Here is a 19,994-nt window from a genome sequence, read left to right on the forward strand (position 1 = left end):
TTATAGATTTAGCCAATAAGTCAATTTGAAAACTAGCGCCCTAAATTTTGACCTTCCAATATCGACAAATCCACCCTCTTCTGTTGCTGAATAATTATCGGTGTACACCAAGAAGAAATCAGATACTGGGGCAAATCGCCATTGAATTCTTGAATTAATATTTAGGTTATCAATTTGGCTATTGTACTGTACAAAGGTGGTCCAGAATAGCTTTTTTGTGAATGTAAAATCAAAACGAGGTCCTATGAGAATCAAATTTGTATCATTATAGGGGTCTGGTAAGCGAATGCGGTTGTACGCAAAGTTTATGCTGGTAAAGCCCAGCGGCTGATACCTTAGGGATACACTTCCTTCCAAATTCACACGTGTTCCATTGTAATACTCACCCGACCTGGTGCTTAGAGAATAAGAAACAGCCTTTCTCTGGTCGGACCGGAAGCTGGCAATAAAAAGGTAAGTGGTGTAATCTGTATCGCTAGGAAGGGCTAATCCACCCGAACCACTTGGGTCGAAACCGTTAAAGAGGTAGGTATATTGTTTTCTTAGGCGGAAACTGAGGGAAGCAGAATTTTTCCAATTGACATCATACAATAAGTTGGCATCCCAATCCAGAAAGCCGTACTCAGAATTTCCTACCATATCAAAATCAATACCTGGGCCATGTCGCTGAACTCCGCTATTGGCTGGAAAAAAGGAATACCGTGCAGTGCCATTGAGCTGCTTCACGTTTCGTCTTCTTACAAAGCCTACTTCTGGGTTATAGTTGGCGCCTACTTTTTGAGAAAACAAGTTCGCTGTAAACTTGGGTACCCCATAGGCCAGGTTAAATCCAGTAGCATAGGCCTCATCGGGCTGCACCTGGTCTATAGATTGATGGTAGAATGCTTTTCCCGACCATTTGTTATTGGCAGAAGCCAAGTTGTAATCCATACCCACCGTTCTATTCCATTCCGAAAAATTGGCAGCGTCATAGTCCTCTTCGTGCTGAAAAGTCTGTTTGTTGACCAACAAAAATGAAATATTAGACCGATCAAAAACTTTTTGCTGAAGCGATAGCACAGAGAAATTATAAGAGGGCAAACCAATGCTTTCATCACTCCCTGCCTGCATAGAAAGAAAACCAAGGCGTAAGTCATCATTTACTTTGCCGCTCAAACGTGTGCCCACTGGAATTGGGTTCTGAACGTTCTGACCTGTATTTTCATCACGTGCCACCCCTATTCTTCTAGAGAAAAATGGCCGGGTACTACTGGTTCCATAGGCGGCAAAGAGGTCAGCGTTTTCTAGAAAGAACTGACGCCTTTCGGGAAAGAAAATCTCAAAGCGGTCTAAATTAGTTACCTGCTGATCTACTTCCACTTGTGAGAAGTCGGGATTCACGGTAACATCGAGGTTTAAACTTGGTGTTACAGCAAATTTCAAATCGAAACCCGCATCAATGCTGTTTTCCGAAAGATTTTCATTCAGGTAGTTTTTCTTCGTTCCAGCCGCTAAATAAGGTATAAAGGAAATATTCGAGCCCGGCTTCTTGGTGGGTTCATCCCAATTCAGGGTGCGCATGGTACCCAAATTAACGATAGAAAAATTACGGTTAATGGGCGACCAAGTAGATCGCTCTGTGTATTCGCTGTCGATTCGGTAGAAATTAACATTCCATTGACTTTGATCTTCAGCAAAGCGCAAAGTCTTAAAAGGAATGGCCATTTCAGCCACCCAATAACCATCATATTGTTTGACAACTCCTTGCCATTTATTGTCCCAGTCTAAACTAAAAGCACCATCTCCGGCTCCTCCATTGGTAATTAAACCTTCCCTACGCACCCCAAATGGATTGATGCCAAAAAGCACCGCATTGGTATTGTCCTGAAATGGGTCAAAAATTACCGAGAATGAATCGTTTGCCTCTCCCCTAAAATCCCTTCTCAACGATGGCGTAATGTAATCTCTGTCCCCATTTGGGTTTCTCATTATACCTGAAACATAGATGAATTCATCATCATACAGTATTCTAGCCGTAGTTTGAGCAACCGCCAAAGAAGAATCGTAGGGGAAGTATTGTTTGAAGTTATAAGCCGAATCGGCAAAAGCCCATGCGGCATCGTCTAAAACTCCATCAAGTACGATTTGGCCTGTAGTTCTTCTAATTTCTAATTCTTGAGCGAAAGATGAAAGCCCTATAAAAAATAGAAATAGGGCTAAAGGTATTTTCAACATTATACAAATCTAAAATTTGCCAGTCATTTATAAGTCCAATTTACATCAATGGAAAATAAAATATGGCATATCAAGCTTAGGCACTCAATAGCACATTTCTAATTTTAACAACGGAAATCTATTACATCGCCCCTGAAAGAGGGTGAAAAAATAATGGACTACCCAGAAAGGGTAGTCCATTATCATGTTCCAAATATATTTTTTAGTTATTCCGTTCTCAACGCCTTCACAGGGTTCGATTTGGCTGCCCGAATGGCATGATAGCTAATTACCAATGTTGTTAGCCCAAAAGCCAGTACCCCACTGAGTAGAAACATGTCCACTCCTATATCGATTTGATAAGCAAAGTCTTTGAGCCAGTTGCTCATCAGGTACCAAGTAAGTGGCACTGATAATAAAATCGCAACCAACAACTGCCATGAAAAATCACCGAACAGCATGGCGAAGATTTTGAGTGGTGAAGCGCCCAAGATTTTCCGGATTCCGATCTCTTTGACCTTAGTATTCACAATAAGGATGGTCAGCCCTAATAGCCCTATACTGGCAATCAACACACTTAATACGGTAGCTATGCCCACAATTTTATTTACCCTTGCTTCATCTTGATACATTAAGCGTAGCTTCTCGTCTACAAAATCGAACCTTAATTCTTCATTAGGGAAAGTGGAAGCCCAAGCTTCATCCAAGATGGATTTCACTTCCAAAAGGCTGGTTCCAGTATACTTGAACACCAATTTTGGGGTGGGCGAATCGGATATACTAATATCATTGATGCCAGAAAATATGGTTTGATCGTTTTGCGTAATCACCAAGGGACGAACCTCGCTATGCAGCGACTCAAAATTGAAATCTTCAGTAACGCCAATAATGGTATTGTTACCAAAATCCTTCCCCGGTAGCTTCTTCCCGATTGGGTCGGTTAAACCGAAATAATCCACTGCGGCTTGGTTCAGAATAATGGATTCTCGCTTGTCTAAATCCAATGCAGGGTCAAAGTCTCTGCCCTCCTTCATCTGAATGCCAAAACTCGAAATGTAATAAGGATCAATCACCAACAGGTTGAATTGCTTAAAGGCATCATTGTTATCATTAAAGCCCACTTGCATCCATCCATTCGAACCGAAAATATGGCTTCCCATGGCCACGTCCGAAACATCAGGGTTTGCCTCAAGCTTGGTCTTCAATAACTGACCGTTTTTAAAGCCAGAGGTGAAATTATCACCTAAACCCTGTGCTTCAGGGGCTGGGTACAAAACCACCGACACCATGGCATCACGATTGAAACCCAAATCTTCATTCTGAATATAGTTGAGCTGTTTTTTCATAATCAAGGTGCTCGAAATCAGAAATACTGTGAGCAATAACTGAAAGACCAGCAATGATTTTCGCAAAACGTTCTTTCCGCCCAAGCTGGATTGACCACCACGAAGTACATTGGTCAACTTAAGGCTGGAAAGCACTAAAGCCGGATAAGCGCCCGTAGCCAAACCAATGGCCAAAGCCAGCACCACGTACACCCAAAGCGATTCAAAGTCCAGCGGCATCACCAAATCTGTATTGGCCAAAGTATTGAAGAGCGGCAAGAGCAAATAGGCCACCACCAAACCAATGACCATGGCGATAAAGGTGATCAGAACACTTTCGGATAAATACTGCCAAATCAAACCCGACTTCTGGGCGCCTACTACTTTTCTTACCCCAACTTCTTTGGCGCGCTTCATGGACTGCCCCATAGAAAGCGTGGTGTAATTGATACAAGCAATGAGCAGCACCAGCAAACCAATGGCTCCGAGTACATATACATATTTAGGATTCCCAACAGGCATATTTGCTAATGGAAACTCCGGATTCAGGTGGATGTCGGTCAAGGGTTGCAAGCCCAAAGTATACTCTCCTTCTACTACCCTGTCGCCCAAAGCGGTTTTGACCATGGCAGGAAGTTTTTCTTCCGTAGCAGCGAGCGTAGAATTCTCTCTAATCAGCACAAAGGTTTCTGGAGAAACATTGAACCAAGCTTGCAGTGCTTCTTTTCGATAGAGAATATCATCATTCTTGTTCGAAATCATCATATCAAAACTGAAGCCTGTATTCTTGGGCAAGTCTTGCATAATGGCCGACACGTTGAATACACGGTTCTCCCCATTGATCTGTACCGAAATCGGTTCACCAATGGACGTTTTACTGCCAAAGTATTTAGTCGCATAGGCCTCGCTGATCACGATGGAAGTTCTATCGGCTAATGGGCTTTCTTGATTGCCATTCACAATAGGGAATGAAAACATCTCAAAGAACTCCGGACTGGCTACGGCAATGTCCTCATTGATTCTTGCGCCTTCTTCCCCCACTAAAAAGTTATTGTGATTGTATTGCACCGCCATTTCTATGTCAGGAATATTGTCTTCAAGGGCCTTTTCTAAAGGAAGTGGCGAGTTGGTGTAAAAGAACTTTTGGTCACCACCGTAATCTTCTAAAGTCCAGGTGCGGTAAATCCGATCTCCTTTTTCATGGAATTTATCAAAGCTGAGTTCGCGCTTCACATACAGTGAGATCAGTACAAAGCAGGCGATGCCAATCGATATTCCTGTCACATTTAAGAGGGTATTTACCTTTTGCCGCCAAAGTACCCTTGCGGCAATTTTAAAGTTGTTGCGTGTCATTGTTACAATATTTGAGTTAAACCTTGTTGTTTTCTTGATATTAGACCATTTGAAAAAGCGCAGCACATTCCAGGCATAGCGCCAATTTGCCCTTCGTTTTCCATGGGCTTGGCAATTGACCTGATAGATCTCTTCCAAGTCGCCACTGATTTCTTCCAGAAACTCTTCTTTGCAGAAGAAAGTCAGGAACCGAAATACCCAGCGCGGTGGCTTTATGGACTGTTGTTCCTTCATTAACTGCCGTATGAGATATTGGGAATGCGATTGTACAAGTTCATACGCTGCTCTTGTACTTCGTCCAATGCCTTTTTACCGAAAGCCGTGAGTTCAAAAAGGCGTTTTCTGCGGCCTCCCCTTTCATTGGTGGACTCGCCCATTTCAGATTTTACAAAACCCTTTTCATCCAAGCGTCTTAAGGCAGAATGGATGGCACTGATATTTACTTTGCGACCTGTCTCTTTGCCAATCTCATCCATAATGCCTACCCCATAGGCTTCTGGGTAAAGTGCACCTACCGTAAGCAGCACCAGTTCTTCAAATTCTCCGAGGTATGTTCCTTTCATGTGTATTGATCTTGTGTTATTACTTACACAAATATAAAAGAAATATATCTTTCACTTATGTACAACTAATTAACGCAGATTAACACTGGGGCTGTAGTGAACTGTGGAATATATGTGTTGAAGTGTGTATGTGTGGAGGTGTTGAAGTGGGGATTTGTGCTCGGTGCTCGGTTCTCAGGGTTTAGTGTTTAATGTGTGGAAGTGGCAAAGTGTTGAAGTGTTGGGGTGTGATGAAGCAAACTCGTCAGACCTCTGAAAGTGGTCGGACGTGTGACTTGTATTTGCAGCATCAAACAAATCTTAATTAACTATTAATTTAGTTGTTTGATCGGAATGTTTTCTGCTATTTCCCAACTCAATCGAAAAACTACCACAAACGCCACGCATGAAAACCTTCAAATACATTGCGCTAACCTTACTTGCCATTATCCTCTGGGCCGTTTTTATCATTTATGGTATTTCCGATGGGTTCATTTTAAAAAGCCTTTCAAAAGACGAAAGCCCAGAAGCTTTTGTAGAAGCCACCAAAGCGAAAATCGACCAAGAGTTTGTAGGAAATATGGCTATGGTGCTGCTTGAAGATGGAAAAGTAGCCCAGCAATTCTTTCATTCTGAGGACAAGCCAGTGGATGAAAACACGGTATTTCAAATGGCATCTGTCAGTAAATGGGTCACTTCTTGGGGAATTATGGCACTGGTGCAAAACGGTCAACTGGATTTAGACCGACCAGTGGATGAGTATTTAACCCGTTGGCATTTGCCTGCCAGCGACTTTGACAATAATAAAGTTACTGTGCGCAGAATCCTCTCCCACTCTGCTGGTTTGGTGGACGATTTGGGCTATGAAGGTTTTGGCCCCGATGAAGAAGTGCAAAGCCTAGAAGAGTCACTCACCAAAGCATCTGATGCGGGTTATTCAGATGGCGTGACCAAAGTGGGTGTAGCACCCGGAACACAATACATGTATTCCGGAGGCGGCTATACTATACTGCAATTACTTATTGAAGAAGTCTCAGGCCAGTCTTTCCAAGACTACATGACGGAAACGGTTTTTAAACCACTGGGCATGTACAACTCTACCTTCGACTTAGCCCTGCGTACTGACCTTGAATTGGCCACGCTTTATAAATCTGATGGCTCTGTTTCTGCTCCTTACAAGTTCACTTCATTGGCTGCGGCCTCGCTGTATACTTCAGCAGCAGATTTAACCAAATTCTTATTGGCCAATATCAACCCGAACCCAGTATTGAAGTCTGAAACCATCACACAGATGACCAAGGCGGAAACCTTTATTGGTAATTTGGGCGTCTATGGCATGGGGCCTCATTTGTACAGCCAAAACGCTGAAGATTCTTATGTGATTGGGCATGACGGCAACAGCAATAGACCCACGGTAAACACAGCGGCTCGCATTGATTTAATGACTAAAAACGGCATTATCATTATGGAAATGGGCAGCCCAAACATTGCTTCCACCCTAGCAGAAGAATGGTTATTTGAAGCCGCTGGCATTGCCGACTTTGTAGTGATCCAGCGCAATATGTCCTATTTGATTATGCTCTTCAGCATTGGTGCCCTTTTGATGATTATTGGCACGGTGGTTTTAGCGAGGAGGAAAAGGTTGAAGAGATAATACTATTATTATGTATTCGCTTTAATTATGAGGCGGAATTTCCTTCTTCGAATAGTGTAAACCCCTTTTCTCTCAAGAGCGAAGGGGTATTCAGGAACTTAGCTCTAGATAATTCCACACTAAGAAAATGATCAAAAGATATTTGCGAACTATAAATGAGTCTTTCCAATTCACTTTGATCTTTATATACCTTTTTATTTAACTGAGCCATTTTATGATACCTGTCAATTATTTTATTCAAATGAAGTTTTCTTGACTTAATTAAATCTTGATGGAATACTAGAGAATCAACATTCATTAGCGTTACTGGACGAACACTTTTAGTATTAATGCCATTTTCAGTTAAAACCTTCAATTCAGCTTTAAACCAAGTATTCAGCAGGTGATTTATCCCTGGAATTATACACTGCCTGTCGTGAACAACGATTATAGGATAGATTTTTAAGCTATTGACTTTGTAGTTCGTATCAAAGGGAAACTCTTTGTTTAAGAGCCTTCGAATGTTATTCATAAGTTGTAGTACAGCTTTGTTTCCATCTGAATCTTTATATAATTTCTTAGCTAACTCAGGTTCAATCTTCTTGTAGTCAGCAGAAACCTTGACATCGACATTTATTAAGAAGTCTTTTGACTCAAACATGAGAACATTATTACCATTTCTGATGTAATAATCAGCCTCGGCCTCTATTCCATATTGTTTCATTTCCGTTCCTGAATATTGGATATACCTAGTTCCATAGGCCCTTTCAAGAACGTTATAAAGTAATGTCCTTTCAGAAAATTCATCACAGTAGAAACCTCTAAAGTCTTTAATTCTCCCCTCTTTATTTAGCTCTTTATTTAAGTTATTTAGAGTAAAATAAAGTCCTTTAAAGACTTTCTCAAACATAAATAAATCATAGATCACCAAGTACTTACCTCTAGAAAGTTTAACCAAAGGACTTGATCTAATTGTACGAAAGTCCATATCTTCAATTAGGATATCGCCCAAGATCAATTTATCCAAAAAAACTTCGTTTTGATTGAAGTTCTCTGCAGTAAGAGTTATTTCAAGCTTGCCTTCTTTCTCCTTAGTAATGATAGACCCACATATTGGGAGTAGGCGCCTTAAATAATCTCTCCAATTTGGACATTCCACATTAGCCAAAAACGCTTTAAGTAATGATTGAGTTTGTTCGTTTCTTTCTAAGAATTCAAAAAGAAAAATTGCTTTAATCAACTGACAGGTAAAGATTTCTCTAGAAGAATAGTTTACCAAGTCGAAATAGGGAAACGTTTGTGCTAAAATTAAATTAGGGAATACTTCCTCTTTAGGAAGATCTTCGACCGATTGAGATGCAACATCGTCTTTACCAGTATTCTGTTGGTTTAATACTAGATAAGCCTTGAAAATGCTTATCTCTGACTCCGCCTCTGTTTGTGTCTGAATATCATTCAAGTTGTCAAAAGTATATTCGAATAATTGAAGGCTTGATTGAGCAATTGGTATAGCTACTTGTCTATTGGTTTCCTTTTCAAGAAGTAAAATCTTATCCAAAACATTTTGAGCAAACTCATTATTTTCTTTCCTGAAGAACATTCCAAGAAACTTAGCAGGTGTTTGAAACTCAGAGTTGTTTCTTTTTAGTCCAAGGAAATGAGCCCCAATCTTTAAGAGAGTTTCTTTACTAATCCCAGTCAAATATTCCGATAGCTCCTTAGAGTCTTCTTCAAATACTCTATTAAATTCTAAAATAAGTTTGTTACTTAAAATGGATTCAGCCATGTGTGAATATACATCTAATTATTCAGACTATTTGATGAAAAATCATAAAAATAGCACTTAACTAAAGCTACATTTCCATTGCACAACACCAATTTACCAAGCACTGATACCCAATACACATGCTCTAGCAAAACATGCTAGATTAGCTATTCCTAATTCTCACAAAAAAAGCCAATCCTTCTAAAGAAAGGTTGGCTTAATGGTATCTGAAGTTTAAACCCCAATCACTTACTTACCAACTTTCTAAAAGGATTGGTTTCGCGATTTTTATAGGCATGGGCAGTTACGGCAATGGTGAGCACTACAATCCAGAAAACAGCCGTCCATTGTATGCTCGGCATTTCACCCCAATGTCTTACGGCTATGGCGGTGATGGCCCAGATGCCTACCAAAGCAAACTCACGCATATTGCGGGTATAGACCATAAAAAGATTGAGCAGTCCGGCCACAGAAATCATAATTAGGGTCCATGTGAGTTCGCCAAAAACAGCTTCCCATCCTATTTTAGCTAAATAAGCCGCAATGTTGGCAATGGTAGCCACGGCTATCCAGCCACTATAGGCGCAGATGGGCCACCACACCCAAGCGATTACTTTTAAAGGGGCATCCCATCGCTCCATGTTCAACCTCAGAATAATCTGAACCAGGGAAAACAAGATCACCAGCATTACCATCACGCTGATTCCTGTTTGTTCATTCAACCAAAACCAGAGCCATGCCGCATTACCAAGGTTGGCAATGATGAGCCAAGGCCCCATTTTCAAAATGCTGTCACTGTGGTCGGAGTTGGTAAAAGCCAGTTTGATCTGATGGATCCCCAAAACGATAAGGCCTATAAAGATGATTCCCCAAATAGAAAAGGCATAACCGGCTGGCGTAAATAGATTGACATACTCAGCACTTAAGCCTCCTACTGTATTTCCATTGATGCCCGCAGTATTGCTCCAGTAGTTCCAAAAAATTATAGCGAAGATGACTAGGGTATTGAGGATGGCGTATGTCTTTTTCATTTGATGGCTTTATCTGTTTGATCGATCAACTATTAAATCATTGCGCTTGTTTAAAAATGGCATTATCATAATGGAAATGGGTTAAGGCTCCTACTTACTCGTCACCCCATAAAAAACGGCCATTTCGTTAACAAAAAGCTGGTGAAACTCATTGCTGACATAGAAGTAGCCGCCATCGCCCCAGTCGGTTCCCCATGAGTTTTTCAGGATAAAACCGTCTTTATCAAAGCCTACAATCACCACTTCGTGTCCGCCATAAGCTTTTGGATTGGTGTCTGCACGCACCACTTTCAATTCGCCTTTTGCGATTTTGGGAATCAGGTTATCGCCATACAGCAGTTTTGCAGCAGCCATGGTGATATTGGAATTAAGCCCTTTAATGGCAAAACCTGAACCCTCAAGGCTAAGTCTGTCCGCTGGTTTTCCTGAGTGATCCTTCCATTGTGGGGCGTAAACAGTGTAGCCAACAGGAATGGCCTTATGGCCTTGTAGCAGAAGTTGTCGAATCAGGTCAATATTTCGCATTTCAGTGCCGTTAAAGATTTTCACCTGGCTTTCTGACACAAATGTTTGCGCCCTCGGAACATACTGCGCCATTAAAGAAACAGGCCCGATATCTCCTTCTAAAATCACTTTCCTCAGGTTAGCGTCAAAGTCAGACCATTCGGTATACATTGGGCTATAAGGCAATTCATATTCGTTGAGTACACCGTATTTGGCCAAACCCAAGGCGTAGTTCTTCACAAAATCACCAGCGGAAACTTTCCCTTCGCCCATATCCCACTCCACCATTTTACGGATGGCGTAAATGTACTTTTCACTGATGTCTTTCGGGGCACCGGGCAAAACCTCCAAAGCCGCGGCCACCGCAAAAGCGGTACATGTACCTCGGTATCCTTGATCTTTAACAGGCGATTGATAGGCTCGGTAGTCGATTTTCAGTTCCTGTGCATTAGAAGGGTGAATGAGACCAAAAAGTAGTAAACCAATAAAACAGAGCGTGGAGTTGAAAAGTGTTTTCATAAAAGTAATTATTATCGAATTTATTAGATAATTCGACTATTTCAAATTTTATTGATCTAGTCATGATGATTCAATAATGTAGAAGCGATTGAATTTTTATAATCTTGCACTTGAATTACATCCATGTTTATGAAGAAGATATTATTACTCGCAACACTATTCATTTTTAGTAGCCATACTCTTAAGGACGAAACGGTTTTTTGGGGACAAATTGGGCACCGTGCTGTCGGTCATATTGCTGATGGTATGTTGACGAAAAAGGCACAGAAAAATGTGACACGAGTTTTGGGAACAGAAACCTTGGCCGTAGTAAGTACTTGGATGGACGATATCAAATCTGATCGTTCTTATAGCTATGCCGGTCCTTGGCATTACTGCACCATTCCTGAAGGCATGACCTATGAAACTGCACCAACACAAGAAGGTGGTGATGTGGTTTGGGCGATTGAAAAGGTGATTAAAGAATTAAAAGCGGGTGGACTTACGCCTGAGCAAGAAGCCACTAACCTGAAGTTCCTAGTGCACCTTGTGGGTGATATTCATCAGCCGATGCACGTAGGCAATGGAGAAGACAGAGGCGGAAATGATACGAAAGTAGAATGGTTTGGCAGCAACACCAATTTACACTCTGTTTGGGACAGCCGTATGATTGAAGGAAAGCAATACAGCTATACTGAGTTTGCGGATATCGTAAACCACCCTACGAAAGCGCAAGTAAAGGAATGGCAGGCCGCCACGGTTCGCGATTGGGCGATGGAATCTATGAGCTACCGCGATAAGGTGTATGATATTCCTGAAAACGGTAGACTGAGCTACCAATACTCTTACAACTACTTCGATATCGTTGAGCTAAGAATTGCCCAAGCCGGTGTTCGTTTGGCTGGGATTATCAATGAGATTTATAGATAATCACCTTTCAGAGAGAAGAATACGGGTCGCTCCTACGGAGCTTAACCTCATGCGTATACTTTTTTACAAACAGTTCGCCCCGATGGGGCTTTGGGCTTGCATATTTCTGTTGGTTTAGTGGAAGGTGCGACCCTGCTAGGGTCGGGTTTTGCATTATGTTATACTTTACAAATGTATGACCCCGCTGGGGTCGAAGGGTGTTTTGTTGATATTCTACTCTCTAAACGCATGACCTCGTTGGGGCTTTAACTGTGGTAATGATTAGAAAATAGGTGCTCAAAAATAGACAAAGAGCTCTCATCAGGATTTATGCATCAATTAACCCTTTATATCTAACAGGTAATCAATCACTTCTATCAGTAACCACAAATCCCGTAGGGATGACCTGTTGGTAGCAGTGAGTCACATTCACAGAATTAAGCACCGTAGGTGCGACCCGATAATAATGATGAGTTACCCACTGCTAAAATCGCATAGCAGGTGTTCGTTTGGCGGGTATCATCATTGAGATTTATAAGTAGCTAAGCATTTTACGGGGAGCAGAATTCGGGTCGCTCCTACGGAGCTCAATCTTAACTTTATACGTTTTTACAAACAGTTCGCCCCGATGGGGCTTTAGGCTTGTGGTTTGGTGGGAGGTGCGACCCTGCTAGGGTCGGGTTTTGCACTGCATTAATTTTTTTACAAATGTATGCCCCCGCTGGGGTCGTCTTGAAGGGTGTTTTGTTGACCTTTACGCTATAAACGTATGACCTCGATGGGGCTTTAACTGTGGTAATGATTAGAAAATAGGTGCCCGAAAAAAGACAAAGAGCTCTCATCAGGATTTCTGCATCAATTAATCCTTTATATCTAACAGGTAATCAATCACTTCTATCTGCAACCACAAATCCCGTAGGGATGACCTGTTGGTAGCAGTGAATCACATTCACTGCGCATTGAGCTCCGTAGGTGCGACCTGTTAATAATGGAGATTATCCGCTGCCTTAAATTACCCAATACGCTGTACTCACTACCAAATACTCTTTACCCAATACTCCTATATCACTTCTGCTGCAAACTCTGCTTCCCCCCTAATATTCTTTCTGAACGGAACAGGTTGTCTGCGCCCTGCAAGATCTTCATCTTCAATTGTGCATTGTAATCAGGATTGTCCTTAAGGAAATCACGCACAATTTTCACGGCTGAAGCTGAATTATAATTGCCCAAAGTTTGGTCTGTCCAACGGGTTGGGAAGAAGATATCTCCCGTTTCTTGGATCTCCTTCAGCAATTCAATGCTTGGCAGAATGTACTTTTCAGAAGACTCTTTTCTCAATGGATGGTGTAAAGCACCCAAAGCAGAAAGCACCCAGGACTCGGTTTGTCTGTTTTTCTCATCCTTCAAGGACTCAAAAAATGCATCGCGCACTTCTTGTGAATTGGAAAGCGCAGGCATCACGAATTCAAACCTCAATTTCGTATCTGGGTTTTTAATCGAATCCAGCTGCTGTTTTAAAATGGCATCTGCCCTATCGGGTAATCGAATGGCCAATTGCGAAGCCAAGCCCACCTTATCGTTTTCAGATAAATTCAAGCCTTCCACTTTAGCACCATTCCAGATGTCATACAAACGGTCAGTGTTGCTGTCAGTAATGGTCACATTTCGGAACGCATTAAAGTAGATTTTCTTTACACTTGGCTTTTCTGCCTTGGTTTCCATTAAGGAATATAAAGTCCGCTCCAAATCTGGTGCTACGCTGGCCCTTTCATCTTCGGTTAAAAAAGACCAGTAAATATTGTTCATCTGACCTAAAACCAAATTCAAGATAAGCTCATTTTCCTCTTTGGCAATCACCCATTTTACCATTTCGATGTAGCCAATGCGAGGCACTTTCCCATCAAGGAAATTCTCATAAAGATTAACAAAAGTAGATCCTTTTTCCACATCGGTCATGCGCGCATAGCGCTGAGTAACCATGTTCATGTCCACTTCAAAAAGGCCATAACCTCTTCCGTTCGCGTTCAAAACAAGATCTCCTAACCTTAGAATAGGAAGGTCAACATCTAAAACAGCCTCTTTAGACACTATTTTCTTATACACTTTGGTTTGATCGAGCCAAGCGGCCGCGCTAAATACCTGTGGCCAAACACGGTTCTTTCCTAAAGGATCGACCTGACCTAAGGTCATCTCATTCAACGCTCCCTGCTGACGAACAATCTCCATTTGAAACTCAGGACGACCGGGGGTATTCACCCAAACCTCACTCCAAGTTTTCAAATCTTCGGGTGTCTTCTTGTCCAAAATATTGATCAAATCGGGCCATGTGGCATTGGCATGCGCATAGGTTTTTAAGTACTCCTGCATGCCTTCTTGGAACAATTGTTCGCCAATCAGCATTTCCAACTGACGCATCATAATAGGTGCTTTATTATAAATAATAGCCCCATACATCTGACCTGCTTCATTTAGGTTATTTAATTCTTGGCGAATTGGGTTGGCGCCTTCCGTTCTATCCACCCCATAAGCCGAAGGATAATGACGCACCACAAAATTCAACTCATGGTCAATTTCGGGAAAGCTCGGATTTACCATTTTGGCGGCCATAAAATTTGCAAATACCTCTTTGGTCCAAACATCATTAAACCAGTCCATGGTGACCAAATCGCCAAACCACATATGCGCGGTTTCGTGTCCAATCAAACTTGCCCTGCTCAGTAATTGAGACTGGGAAGGATCTTCATCCAACAAAAGGCTATTGGCTTGGTACTGAATGGCTCCTACGTGTTCCATTCCACCATATTGAAAGCTAGGAATCAGGGCAAAATCGAATTTTTTGAAAGGATAAGGAATACCTGTGTATTCTTCCAACCATTGAATTGAAGCACCATGGAGGCGAAAAATTAAATCTACATTCCTGGCCACTTTTGCACTGTCCGTTTCTCTGTGAAGCATGGTCATTTCCCTGCCTCTTATATTTCTGGTTTCAGATTTAAACTTTCCCGCTACAAAGGAAAACAAGTAAGTACTGATCAAATCAGACTTTTCAAATTGAATGTTTTTTCGGCCGTCTTTTATACTCAAAAGCGCTACTGGCCCATTGGCGATGGCCGTCCAGCTTTCAGGTAAATCCAAAGTCAGGTCGTAAGTGGCCTTTAAGTTGGGCTGATCGAATACGGGAAAAAGTGTGCGGGCTCTATCAGGAACCAATAATGTGTACATGAACTCTTCCTTGCGGTTGAGTGAAGTTTCTCCCGCAAAGAAATTGATCTCAATGATGTTCTTCCCTCTACGCAGCAAATCCTTATTGATAACGATGTGCTCGTTCTTGAAATTGATTTCCGCGGATTGATCATTGACAATAATGCCCTTGAGTTTGTCGGCAGACTCTCTAAAATCTAAAAGCAAATCTTCAGAATTGTCACTCAGGTTGAAACTCAATGTTTCTAGCGACTGAATGGATTGAGTGAGGACCTCAGGTACTCTGAATTCAAGCTTATAATTGATATTGGAAACAATAGCCTTTCTAGATTTGGCCAAGGCCAACGAAACGCCATTTTCGACACCCTCAAATTCATCTTTGCTATTACAGGAAAAGATTAAAAAGGGAAGCAGGCAGATGAAGAGTAGTTTTTTCATATCAGAATAAAGTCTTTTCTCAGTTCGGGCGGAATACCAAAATGTTGGTCAACAAATCCGTCCATGTCTTCTTTGGTTTCTTTGGAAAGCAAGCCATTCAGTTCTTCCAAGGCTAAGCCGCCAATCATGTAAGGTGGCATAAAATTCGTCATCAAACGATCGCCCTTAAAAGAAGCGGCCACTTGGAATTCCGTCATTTCTTCTTTTGGAGTGCCATGAATCATGCAATGCGACATCCACTTTTCAGGATCTTCTGGGTTTTCCTCAATGCGTTGCTGCATGGCTGAAAAATCCATATTGTTCATCATGTAATTGGACAGGTTCTGCATACTTTCCACAGAAAGGCTGTCCTTCATTTTTTCATAGCAAACGCTGCACATGCCGTATTCAAAAAGCACTTGGGTGGAATCAAGGTGTGGATATCTTTTAAACACCTTTTCGATCATATAAGACCGATCGCCTTTTAGCAATTCATAATCGCACTGAATGCAATGCGTGATATAACCTTTGGTGTCAGAATTTCTAAATATTTCTGGAATGGGAAGGCCTTCTTGCGGTACTTCCTCATTGAATTCTTCTTCGTACATTTTGTTTCTTGTTCTTTCTGAGAAATTTAAAGCTAGTTTTTCACTACTAAAGTAGAGGAAGCCTGTGCAGCAGGTAAAATAAGCGTATCAGCAATATTTACATGCGCTGGTCGGGTGACTATAAAGCGGATGAGGTCAGCGATATCTTCTGCTCGAAGCGCATCAAAGCCCTCATAAGCCATTTTCGCTCTGTCTTTATCGCCTTTAAAGCGTACCAATGAAAACTCAGTTTCTACCAAACCTGGGCAAACCTGAGATACCTTCACTCCTGTTCCGTTCAAGTCCATTCGCATGCCCGTATTAATAGCGTCTACTGCATGCTTAGAGCCGCAATACACATTTCCGCCTGGATAGGCTTCTTTACCAGCTATCGATCCAATATTGACCACATGGCCAGCTCCACGCTCCACCATATTTGGCACAATGGCTTTGGTGACATACAAAAGTCCTTTAACGTTAATATCAATCATGGCATCCCAATCATCCACATTTCCTTCGTGAATTTTACCCAAACCATGGGCATTTCCAGCATTGTTGATCAATACATCGATGTTTTTCCATGCTGTTGGAAGCGAATTAAGGGCTTCTGCCACCGCAACTTTATCCCTCACATCAAATATCAGTTCTAAAGTTTTTACGTCCACTTTTGCAGATAATTCTTGCAGTCGTTCCTTTCGTCTTCCGCAGATAATCAGTTGATATCCTTCTTTGGCCAGCGCTTCGGCAGTAGCCCATCCAATACCAGAAGAGGCTCCGGTAACCATTGCTATTTTGCTCATTCCCATTCTAAATTCTTAATGTTCGAATTTAGAAGAAATATGGGGAAGTAAGAAGGTATTATTTATGAGGTGGGGTGTGACTTGTTTTCAGTTGGTCTTTATCAAACTGATTAAATCTTACTCGTCAGCAATTAAATATGTAGTCTGGCACTGACTACTCCCCCTTTTTTGAAAAGGGGGCTAGGGGGATTAGAAATACAATTTCACTAATACTAAAGGCCAATCCTCCCAACCTCCTTCTCCAAGGAGGAGTGTTCGTACTAACATTCATGCGGCATAATCCTTAGATACGCCATCTAATGGGGAATCAATGGAGTATAAGCTTGCCTTGATCTGGAACAGGCTTTTGCTCAGTCCAAATTAATCCGTAAAGTGGAAATAGATGGAAAAGTTATGTGTAGTAATTTGGCCTATGCCGTTGGAATAGAAGTTGTTCGAAGGATTAAGCACATTGGTTAAACCTCTAGAGTATCTAATTTCAGGTTCAAGCTTGAAAAACTCAAAGTAATTTTCGAAACCAAAGCCAATTTCAGCTTTCAAGTTTGCTTTCCTTATTTCGAGTTTATCCACACCACCTATATCTTCGGCTTTGCCCGAACGCATAGAAGCACTTACACCTGCAACCACATACATTCTAAGGTTATCGCGTCTGATAGAGCGATATTTCAGAAATATCCCCGGTTCTATTCGGGTGCTTTCAATCAGCTGCTCATCCACAGTGCCATCGGTCATATTGTATTGCACGATTTGTTGGTACAAACCAATCTTCACAGGAACAAACCTCAAGATGAGCTGGTCGTCAAGCCTAAAATTGACCATAAACCCAAGGTTGAAGCCAGCATTTTTCTTGGAAACAATGGAGGTTACATCATCGTAATCGGGTCCCTCAAAAGCATCGGAGTACTTTATTCCGTAATAGTTTTGATGGTAGCCTAAAAAGAAACCGTAATTGATTTTTTTGGCATCACTACCAATGCGATTGAACTTTACAGGTGCTCTTTGCCCCAGCGCTACATTACAAATGAATAATGCTAAACAGAAAACTATTTTTGACCGATGTAAATTGAGCTGATACCAAAAGTTAGTGGCTTGCATTCAGTTTTGTTAAATCCTACTTCCCCTAAAATATTCAAAAATCTTTCACCATTGGGAAAAGCGGCTACCGATTCTGGCAAATACGTATAAGCCGACTGATCTTTAGATACCATTTTTCCAATGACAGGTAATATCGACTTAAAATAAAAATTGTAGAGCTGCTTCATTGGGAAAGTTCTTGGCTGCGAAAACTCCACAATCACTACTTTCCCTCCTGGCTTCAATACGCGGTGCATATCGCTCAAACCTTTCTTTAAGTTCTCGAAATTCCTTACGCCAAATGAAACGATGACGGCATCAAAGGTATTGTCTTCGAAGAGCAACTTCTCTGAATCGCCCATCTGCATATCAATGATATGATCGAGCCCTTTTTTCTTCATTTTCTGCTTACCGATTTCCAGCATTCCCGCAGAAATATCAACCCCTACTACCCTGTCGGGCTTAAGGGCCAAAGCTTCTATGGCAAAATCTCCAGTGCCAGTAGCAATGTCCAAAATCTGCTTCGGCTGATGTGATTTTAGCATTCTAATGGCTTTTTTACGCCAAAGAATATCGATACCTAGGCTTAAAAAATGATTCAAGAAATCATACTTGTGGCTAATGTTATTGAACATTTCGGCCACTTGCTCTTTTTTACTCGCTTGGTTCTCTTTGTAAGGTACAACCGCCATTTTTTCGAATTTGGGTGCAATAATACGAAGGAAACAGGGGGGATAAGAGTTTTGTTGCGATTAATTGCGGTGAAAATAGTGAGTGATCGCAGATTTCTAGGGATTAAGGGGTGGCGCAGAACTCACTAATCCTCGTTTGTAACGAGGATTTACCTTACACAGCCCTGAAAGGGCTTCACATCAAAACTTCGTCCCTTCTGAAGCCCAACATTCAAAATGAACTCATATTTTTTTATATTTAATTATGGAATGGCATTACGTTAAATTCTTTCGCTCGTGCCTTTTCATAACTTTTCAATAAATTACTAAACCCTTAGGGTGATCATCTTTTACCCAAACTGAAAAATGAGTGAGGATAGTAATGAAATAGAGATTCAGTTTTTAGACCACGTGGCTATTCGTGTAAGGGACTTAAACCAATCTGTTGAATGGTATCAGAAAGTACTTAATTTAAGGAAATGCCAATTACCAGAATGGGGAGAATACCCCATTTTCATGCTTTCAGGTAAGTCAGGAGTAGCTTTGTTCCCAGCAAAGCTCACTGATCCGCAGCTTGATATAGCTTCAAAAAATGTAAAAATAGATCACTTTGCTTTCAACGTCACCAATGAGAACTTTGAGAAAGCAAAAAAGAGATTTGCTGAATTGAAGCTCGAATTCAGTATTCAAGACCATCACTATTTTCATTCTATTTATACCAAAGACCCCGATGGCCATACCGTTGAATTAACTACAATTGTTACAGATGAGGGTGAATTCTACCAATAAAAAATTTTCAATAAATTATGTGGAATATGGGCACCATTTAAAGATTACATACTTAACATTTACAAACATTAAATGAATACACATCCGAAACACTGGCTTGACTTTTTGAAAACCAATGGTTTAAATGGATTGGAAATCGAAATACCAGAAAGTAAAGACCTAAGTGAACTTGGCGCTTCGTTCAAAATTATGAATGAGAAGGAGAGTATTGATGAAATGTTAAATTTCTATCCAAGTATCATAGTAAAACATCAAAACTATATCCCCATCGGAAACTGTTGTGTAGGAAGTGGAGACCCATATTTCATCAATAGTGATGACGGACCAAATGGAAAGCTCTACAGGGTTTATCATGATGAGGTTATTGATGAAACCTATGACAAAGACTCCGCGATTTCTGTTGTATTGATCAAATATGAGGATATTCTAAAGTTCAAAGTATAAAAAACGTTAAGCCCTCTCCTCAATTTTACCAATAGGCTATCTACGTTTCGTGAAAGGATCCCTACAGGGATGACTCAATAGCTGGCTTTATCATTTCAATAAAATCATTGGCAGAAACTTCAAAACTAAGTCATGCTATAAGCATCTTTTTCAGTAACATAAGAAACGACTCACTAATCCTCGTTTGTAACGAGGATTTACCTGACACAGCCCTGAAATCACATCAAAACAAAGGGTGTAACTCCTTATGGCTCCTGA

The 19,994-nt window shown here is 41.2% G+C and carries 15 protein-coding genes; 4 read left to right on the top strand and 11 right to left on the bottom strand.

Annotation, left to right across the window (positions count from 1 at the left end):
• The 3 genes from VOI17_RS04545 to VOI17_RS04555 form a co-directional block, all read right to left on the bottom strand.
• Complete coding sequence (locus VOI17_RS04545; protein ID WP_323756057.1) at positions 1-2,214, bottom strand: DUF5916 domain-containing protein; 2,214 nt, start codon at positions 2,212-2,214, stop codon at positions 1-3.
• 206 nt (positions 2,215-2,420) lie between these two features.
• A complete protein-coding gene (locus VOI17_RS04550) occupies positions 2,421-5,105 on the bottom strand; it encodes an ABC transporter permease (protein WP_323756058.1) in 2,685 nt (894 codons plus the stop codon).
• A complete protein-coding gene (locus VOI17_RS04555) occupies positions 5,105-5,434 on the bottom strand; it encodes a PadR family transcriptional regulator (protein WP_323756059.1) in 330 nt (109 codons plus the stop codon). The genes VOI17_RS04550 and VOI17_RS04555 overlap by 1 nt, the downstream gene beginning before the upstream one ends.
• A gap of 385 nt (positions 5,435-5,819) precedes the next feature.
• Here VOI17_RS04555 and VOI17_RS04560 point away from each other — a divergent pair, with 385 nt between their 5' ends.
• Positions 5,820-7,067, top strand: a complete 1,248-nt coding sequence (locus VOI17_RS04560; RefSeq protein WP_323756060.1) for a serine hydrolase domain-containing protein — start codon at positions 5,820-5,822, stop codon at positions 7,065-7,067.
• A gap of 25 nt (positions 7,068-7,092) precedes the next feature.
• On the opposite strand, the gene VOI17_RS04565 is transcribed toward VOI17_RS04560, so the two are convergent.
• From VOI17_RS04565 to VOI17_RS04575, 3 genes are all read right to left on the bottom strand, one after another.
• Complete coding sequence (locus VOI17_RS04565; protein WP_323756061.1) at positions 7,093-8,832, bottom strand: hypothetical protein; 1,740 nt, start codon at positions 8,830-8,832, stop codon at positions 7,093-7,095.
• A gap of 224 nt (positions 8,833-9,056) precedes the next feature.
• Entirely contained in the window at positions 9,057-9,842 is a 786-nt protein-coding gene (locus VOI17_RS04570) for a hypothetical protein (RefSeq protein ID WP_323756062.1), read from the bottom strand.
• Between the two features lie 90 nt (positions 9,843-9,932).
• A complete protein-coding gene (locus VOI17_RS04575) occupies positions 9,933-10,865 on the bottom strand; it encodes a C1 family peptidase (protein ID WP_323756063.1) in 933 nt (310 codons plus the stop codon).
• Between the two features lie 129 nt (positions 10,866-10,994).
• Between VOI17_RS04575 and VOI17_RS04580 the strand changes: the two genes are divergently transcribed.
• Positions 10,995-11,774 (top strand): S1/P1 nuclease, encoded by a 780-nt coding sequence (locus VOI17_RS04580; protein WP_323756064.1) that lies wholly within the window; start codon positions 10,995-10,997, stop codon positions 11,772-11,774.
• A 1,044-nt stretch (positions 11,775-12,818) separates the two neighbouring features.
• Here VOI17_RS04580 and VOI17_RS04585 read toward each other — a convergent pair.
• The 5 genes from VOI17_RS04585 to ubiE all read right to left on the bottom strand — a co-directional run bounded on the left by VOI17_RS04585 (position 12,819) and on the right by ubiE (position 18,524).
• The gene (locus VOI17_RS04585; protein WP_323756065.1) at positions 12,819-15,392 is read right to left on the bottom strand and encodes a M1 family aminopeptidase; all 2,574 of its coding nucleotides are present in this window, start codon (positions 15,390-15,392) and stop codon (positions 12,819-12,821) included.
• The gene (locus tag VOI17_RS04590) at positions 15,389-15,979 is read right to left on the bottom strand and encodes a hypothetical protein (RefSeq protein WP_323756066.1); all 591 of its coding nucleotides are present in this window, start codon (positions 15,977-15,979) and stop codon (positions 15,389-15,391) included. Before VOI17_RS04590 ends, VOI17_RS04585 begins: the two co-directional genes overlap by 4 nt.
• A gap of 32 nt (positions 15,980-16,011) precedes the next feature.
• Entirely contained in the window at positions 16,012-16,758 is a 747-nt protein-coding gene (locus VOI17_RS04595; protein WP_323756067.1) for an SDR family NAD(P)-dependent oxidoreductase, read from the bottom strand.
• A gap of 360 nt (positions 16,759-17,118) precedes the next feature.
• The gene (locus VOI17_RS04600; protein ID WP_323756068.1) at positions 17,119-17,853 is read right to left on the bottom strand and encodes an outer membrane beta-barrel protein; all 735 of its coding nucleotides are present in this window, start codon (positions 17,851-17,853) and stop codon (positions 17,119-17,121) included.
• Positions 17,802-18,524 carry a bifunctional demethylmenaquinone methyltransferase/2-methoxy-6-polyprenyl-1,4-benzoquinol methylase UbiE gene (gene ubiE / locus VOI17_RS04605; RefSeq protein ID WP_323756069.1) on the bottom strand — a complete coding sequence of 241 codons (723 nt, stop codon included), beginning with the start codon at positions 18,522-18,524 and terminating at the stop codon, positions 17,802-17,804. Before ubiE ends, VOI17_RS04600 begins: the two co-directional genes overlap by 52 nt.
• Before the next feature lie 345 nt (positions 18,525-18,869).
• On the opposite strand from ubiE, the gene VOI17_RS04610 reads away from it, so the two are divergent.
• Both VOI17_RS04610 and VOI17_RS04615 read left to right on the top strand, forming a co-directional pair.
• Positions 18,870-19,292: a VOC family protein gene (locus VOI17_RS04610; RefSeq protein WP_323756070.1), complete on the top strand. Its 423-nt coding sequence runs from the start codon at positions 18,870-18,872 to the stop codon at positions 19,290-19,292.
• A gap of 72 nt (positions 19,293-19,364) precedes the next feature.
• Positions 19,365-19,736, top strand: a complete 372-nt coding sequence (locus VOI17_RS04615) for a hypothetical protein (protein ID WP_323756071.1) — start codon at positions 19,365-19,367, stop codon at positions 19,734-19,736.
• Positions 19,737-19,994 lie beyond the last annotated feature (258 nt).

The organism is Roseivirga sp. (assembly GCF_034669765.1).
GTDB lineage: Bacteria > Bacteroidota > Bacteroidia > Cytophagales > Cyclobacteriaceae > Roseivirga.

Coding starts and splice junctions, on each gene's coding strand:
- VOI17_RS04545 (WP_323756057.1), bottom strand. CDS start 2,214: ATGTTGAAAATACCTTTAGCCCTATTTCTATTTTTTATAGGGCTTTCA.
- VOI17_RS04550 (WP_323756058.1), bottom strand. CDS start 5,105: ATGAAGGAACAACAGTCCATAAAGCCACCGCGCTGGGTATTTCGGTTC.
- VOI17_RS04555 (WP_323756059.1), bottom strand. CDS start 5,434: ATGAAAGGAACATACCTCGGAGAATTTGAAGAACTGGTGCTGCTTACG.
- VOI17_RS04560 (WP_323756060.1), top strand. CDS start 5,820: ATGAAAACCTTCAAATACATTGCGCTAACCTTACTTGCCATTATCCTC.
- VOI17_RS04565 (WP_323756061.1), bottom strand. CDS start 8,832: ATGGCTGAATCCATTTTAAGTAACAAACTTATTTTAGAATTTAATAGA.
- VOI17_RS04570 (WP_323756062.1), bottom strand. CDS start 9,842: ATGAAAAAGACATACGCCATCCTCAATACCCTAGTCATCTTCGCTATA.
- VOI17_RS04575 (WP_323756063.1), bottom strand. CDS start 10,865: ATGAAAACACTTTTCAACTCCACGCTCTGTTTTATTGGTTTACTACTT.
- VOI17_RS04580 (WP_323756064.1), top strand. CDS start 10,995: ATGAAGAAGATATTATTACTCGCAACACTATTCATTTTTAGTAGCCAT.
- VOI17_RS04585 (WP_323756065.1), bottom strand. CDS start 15,392: ATGAAAAAACTACTCTTCATCTGCCTGCTTCCCTTTTTAATCTTTTCC.
- VOI17_RS04590 (WP_323756066.1), bottom strand. CDS start 15,979: ATGTACGAAGAAGAATTCAATGAGGAAGTACCGCAAGAAGGCCTTCCC.
- VOI17_RS04595 (WP_323756067.1), bottom strand. CDS start 16,758: ATGAGCAAAATAGCAATGGTTACCGGAGCCTCTTCTGGTATTGGATGG.
- VOI17_RS04600 (WP_323756068.1), bottom strand. CDS start 17,853: ATGCAAGCCACTAACTTTTGGTATCAGCTCAATTTACATCGGTCAAAA.
- ubiE (WP_323756069.1), bottom strand. CDS start 18,524: ATGGCGGTTGTACCTTACAAAGAGAACCAAGCGAGTAAAAAAGAGCAA.
- VOI17_RS04610 (WP_323756070.1), top strand. CDS start 18,870: ATGAGTGAGGATAGTAATGAAATAGAGATTCAGTTTTTAGACCACGTG.
- VOI17_RS04615 (WP_323756071.1), top strand. CDS start 19,365: ATGAATACACATCCGAAACACTGGCTTGACTTTTTGAAAACCAATGGT.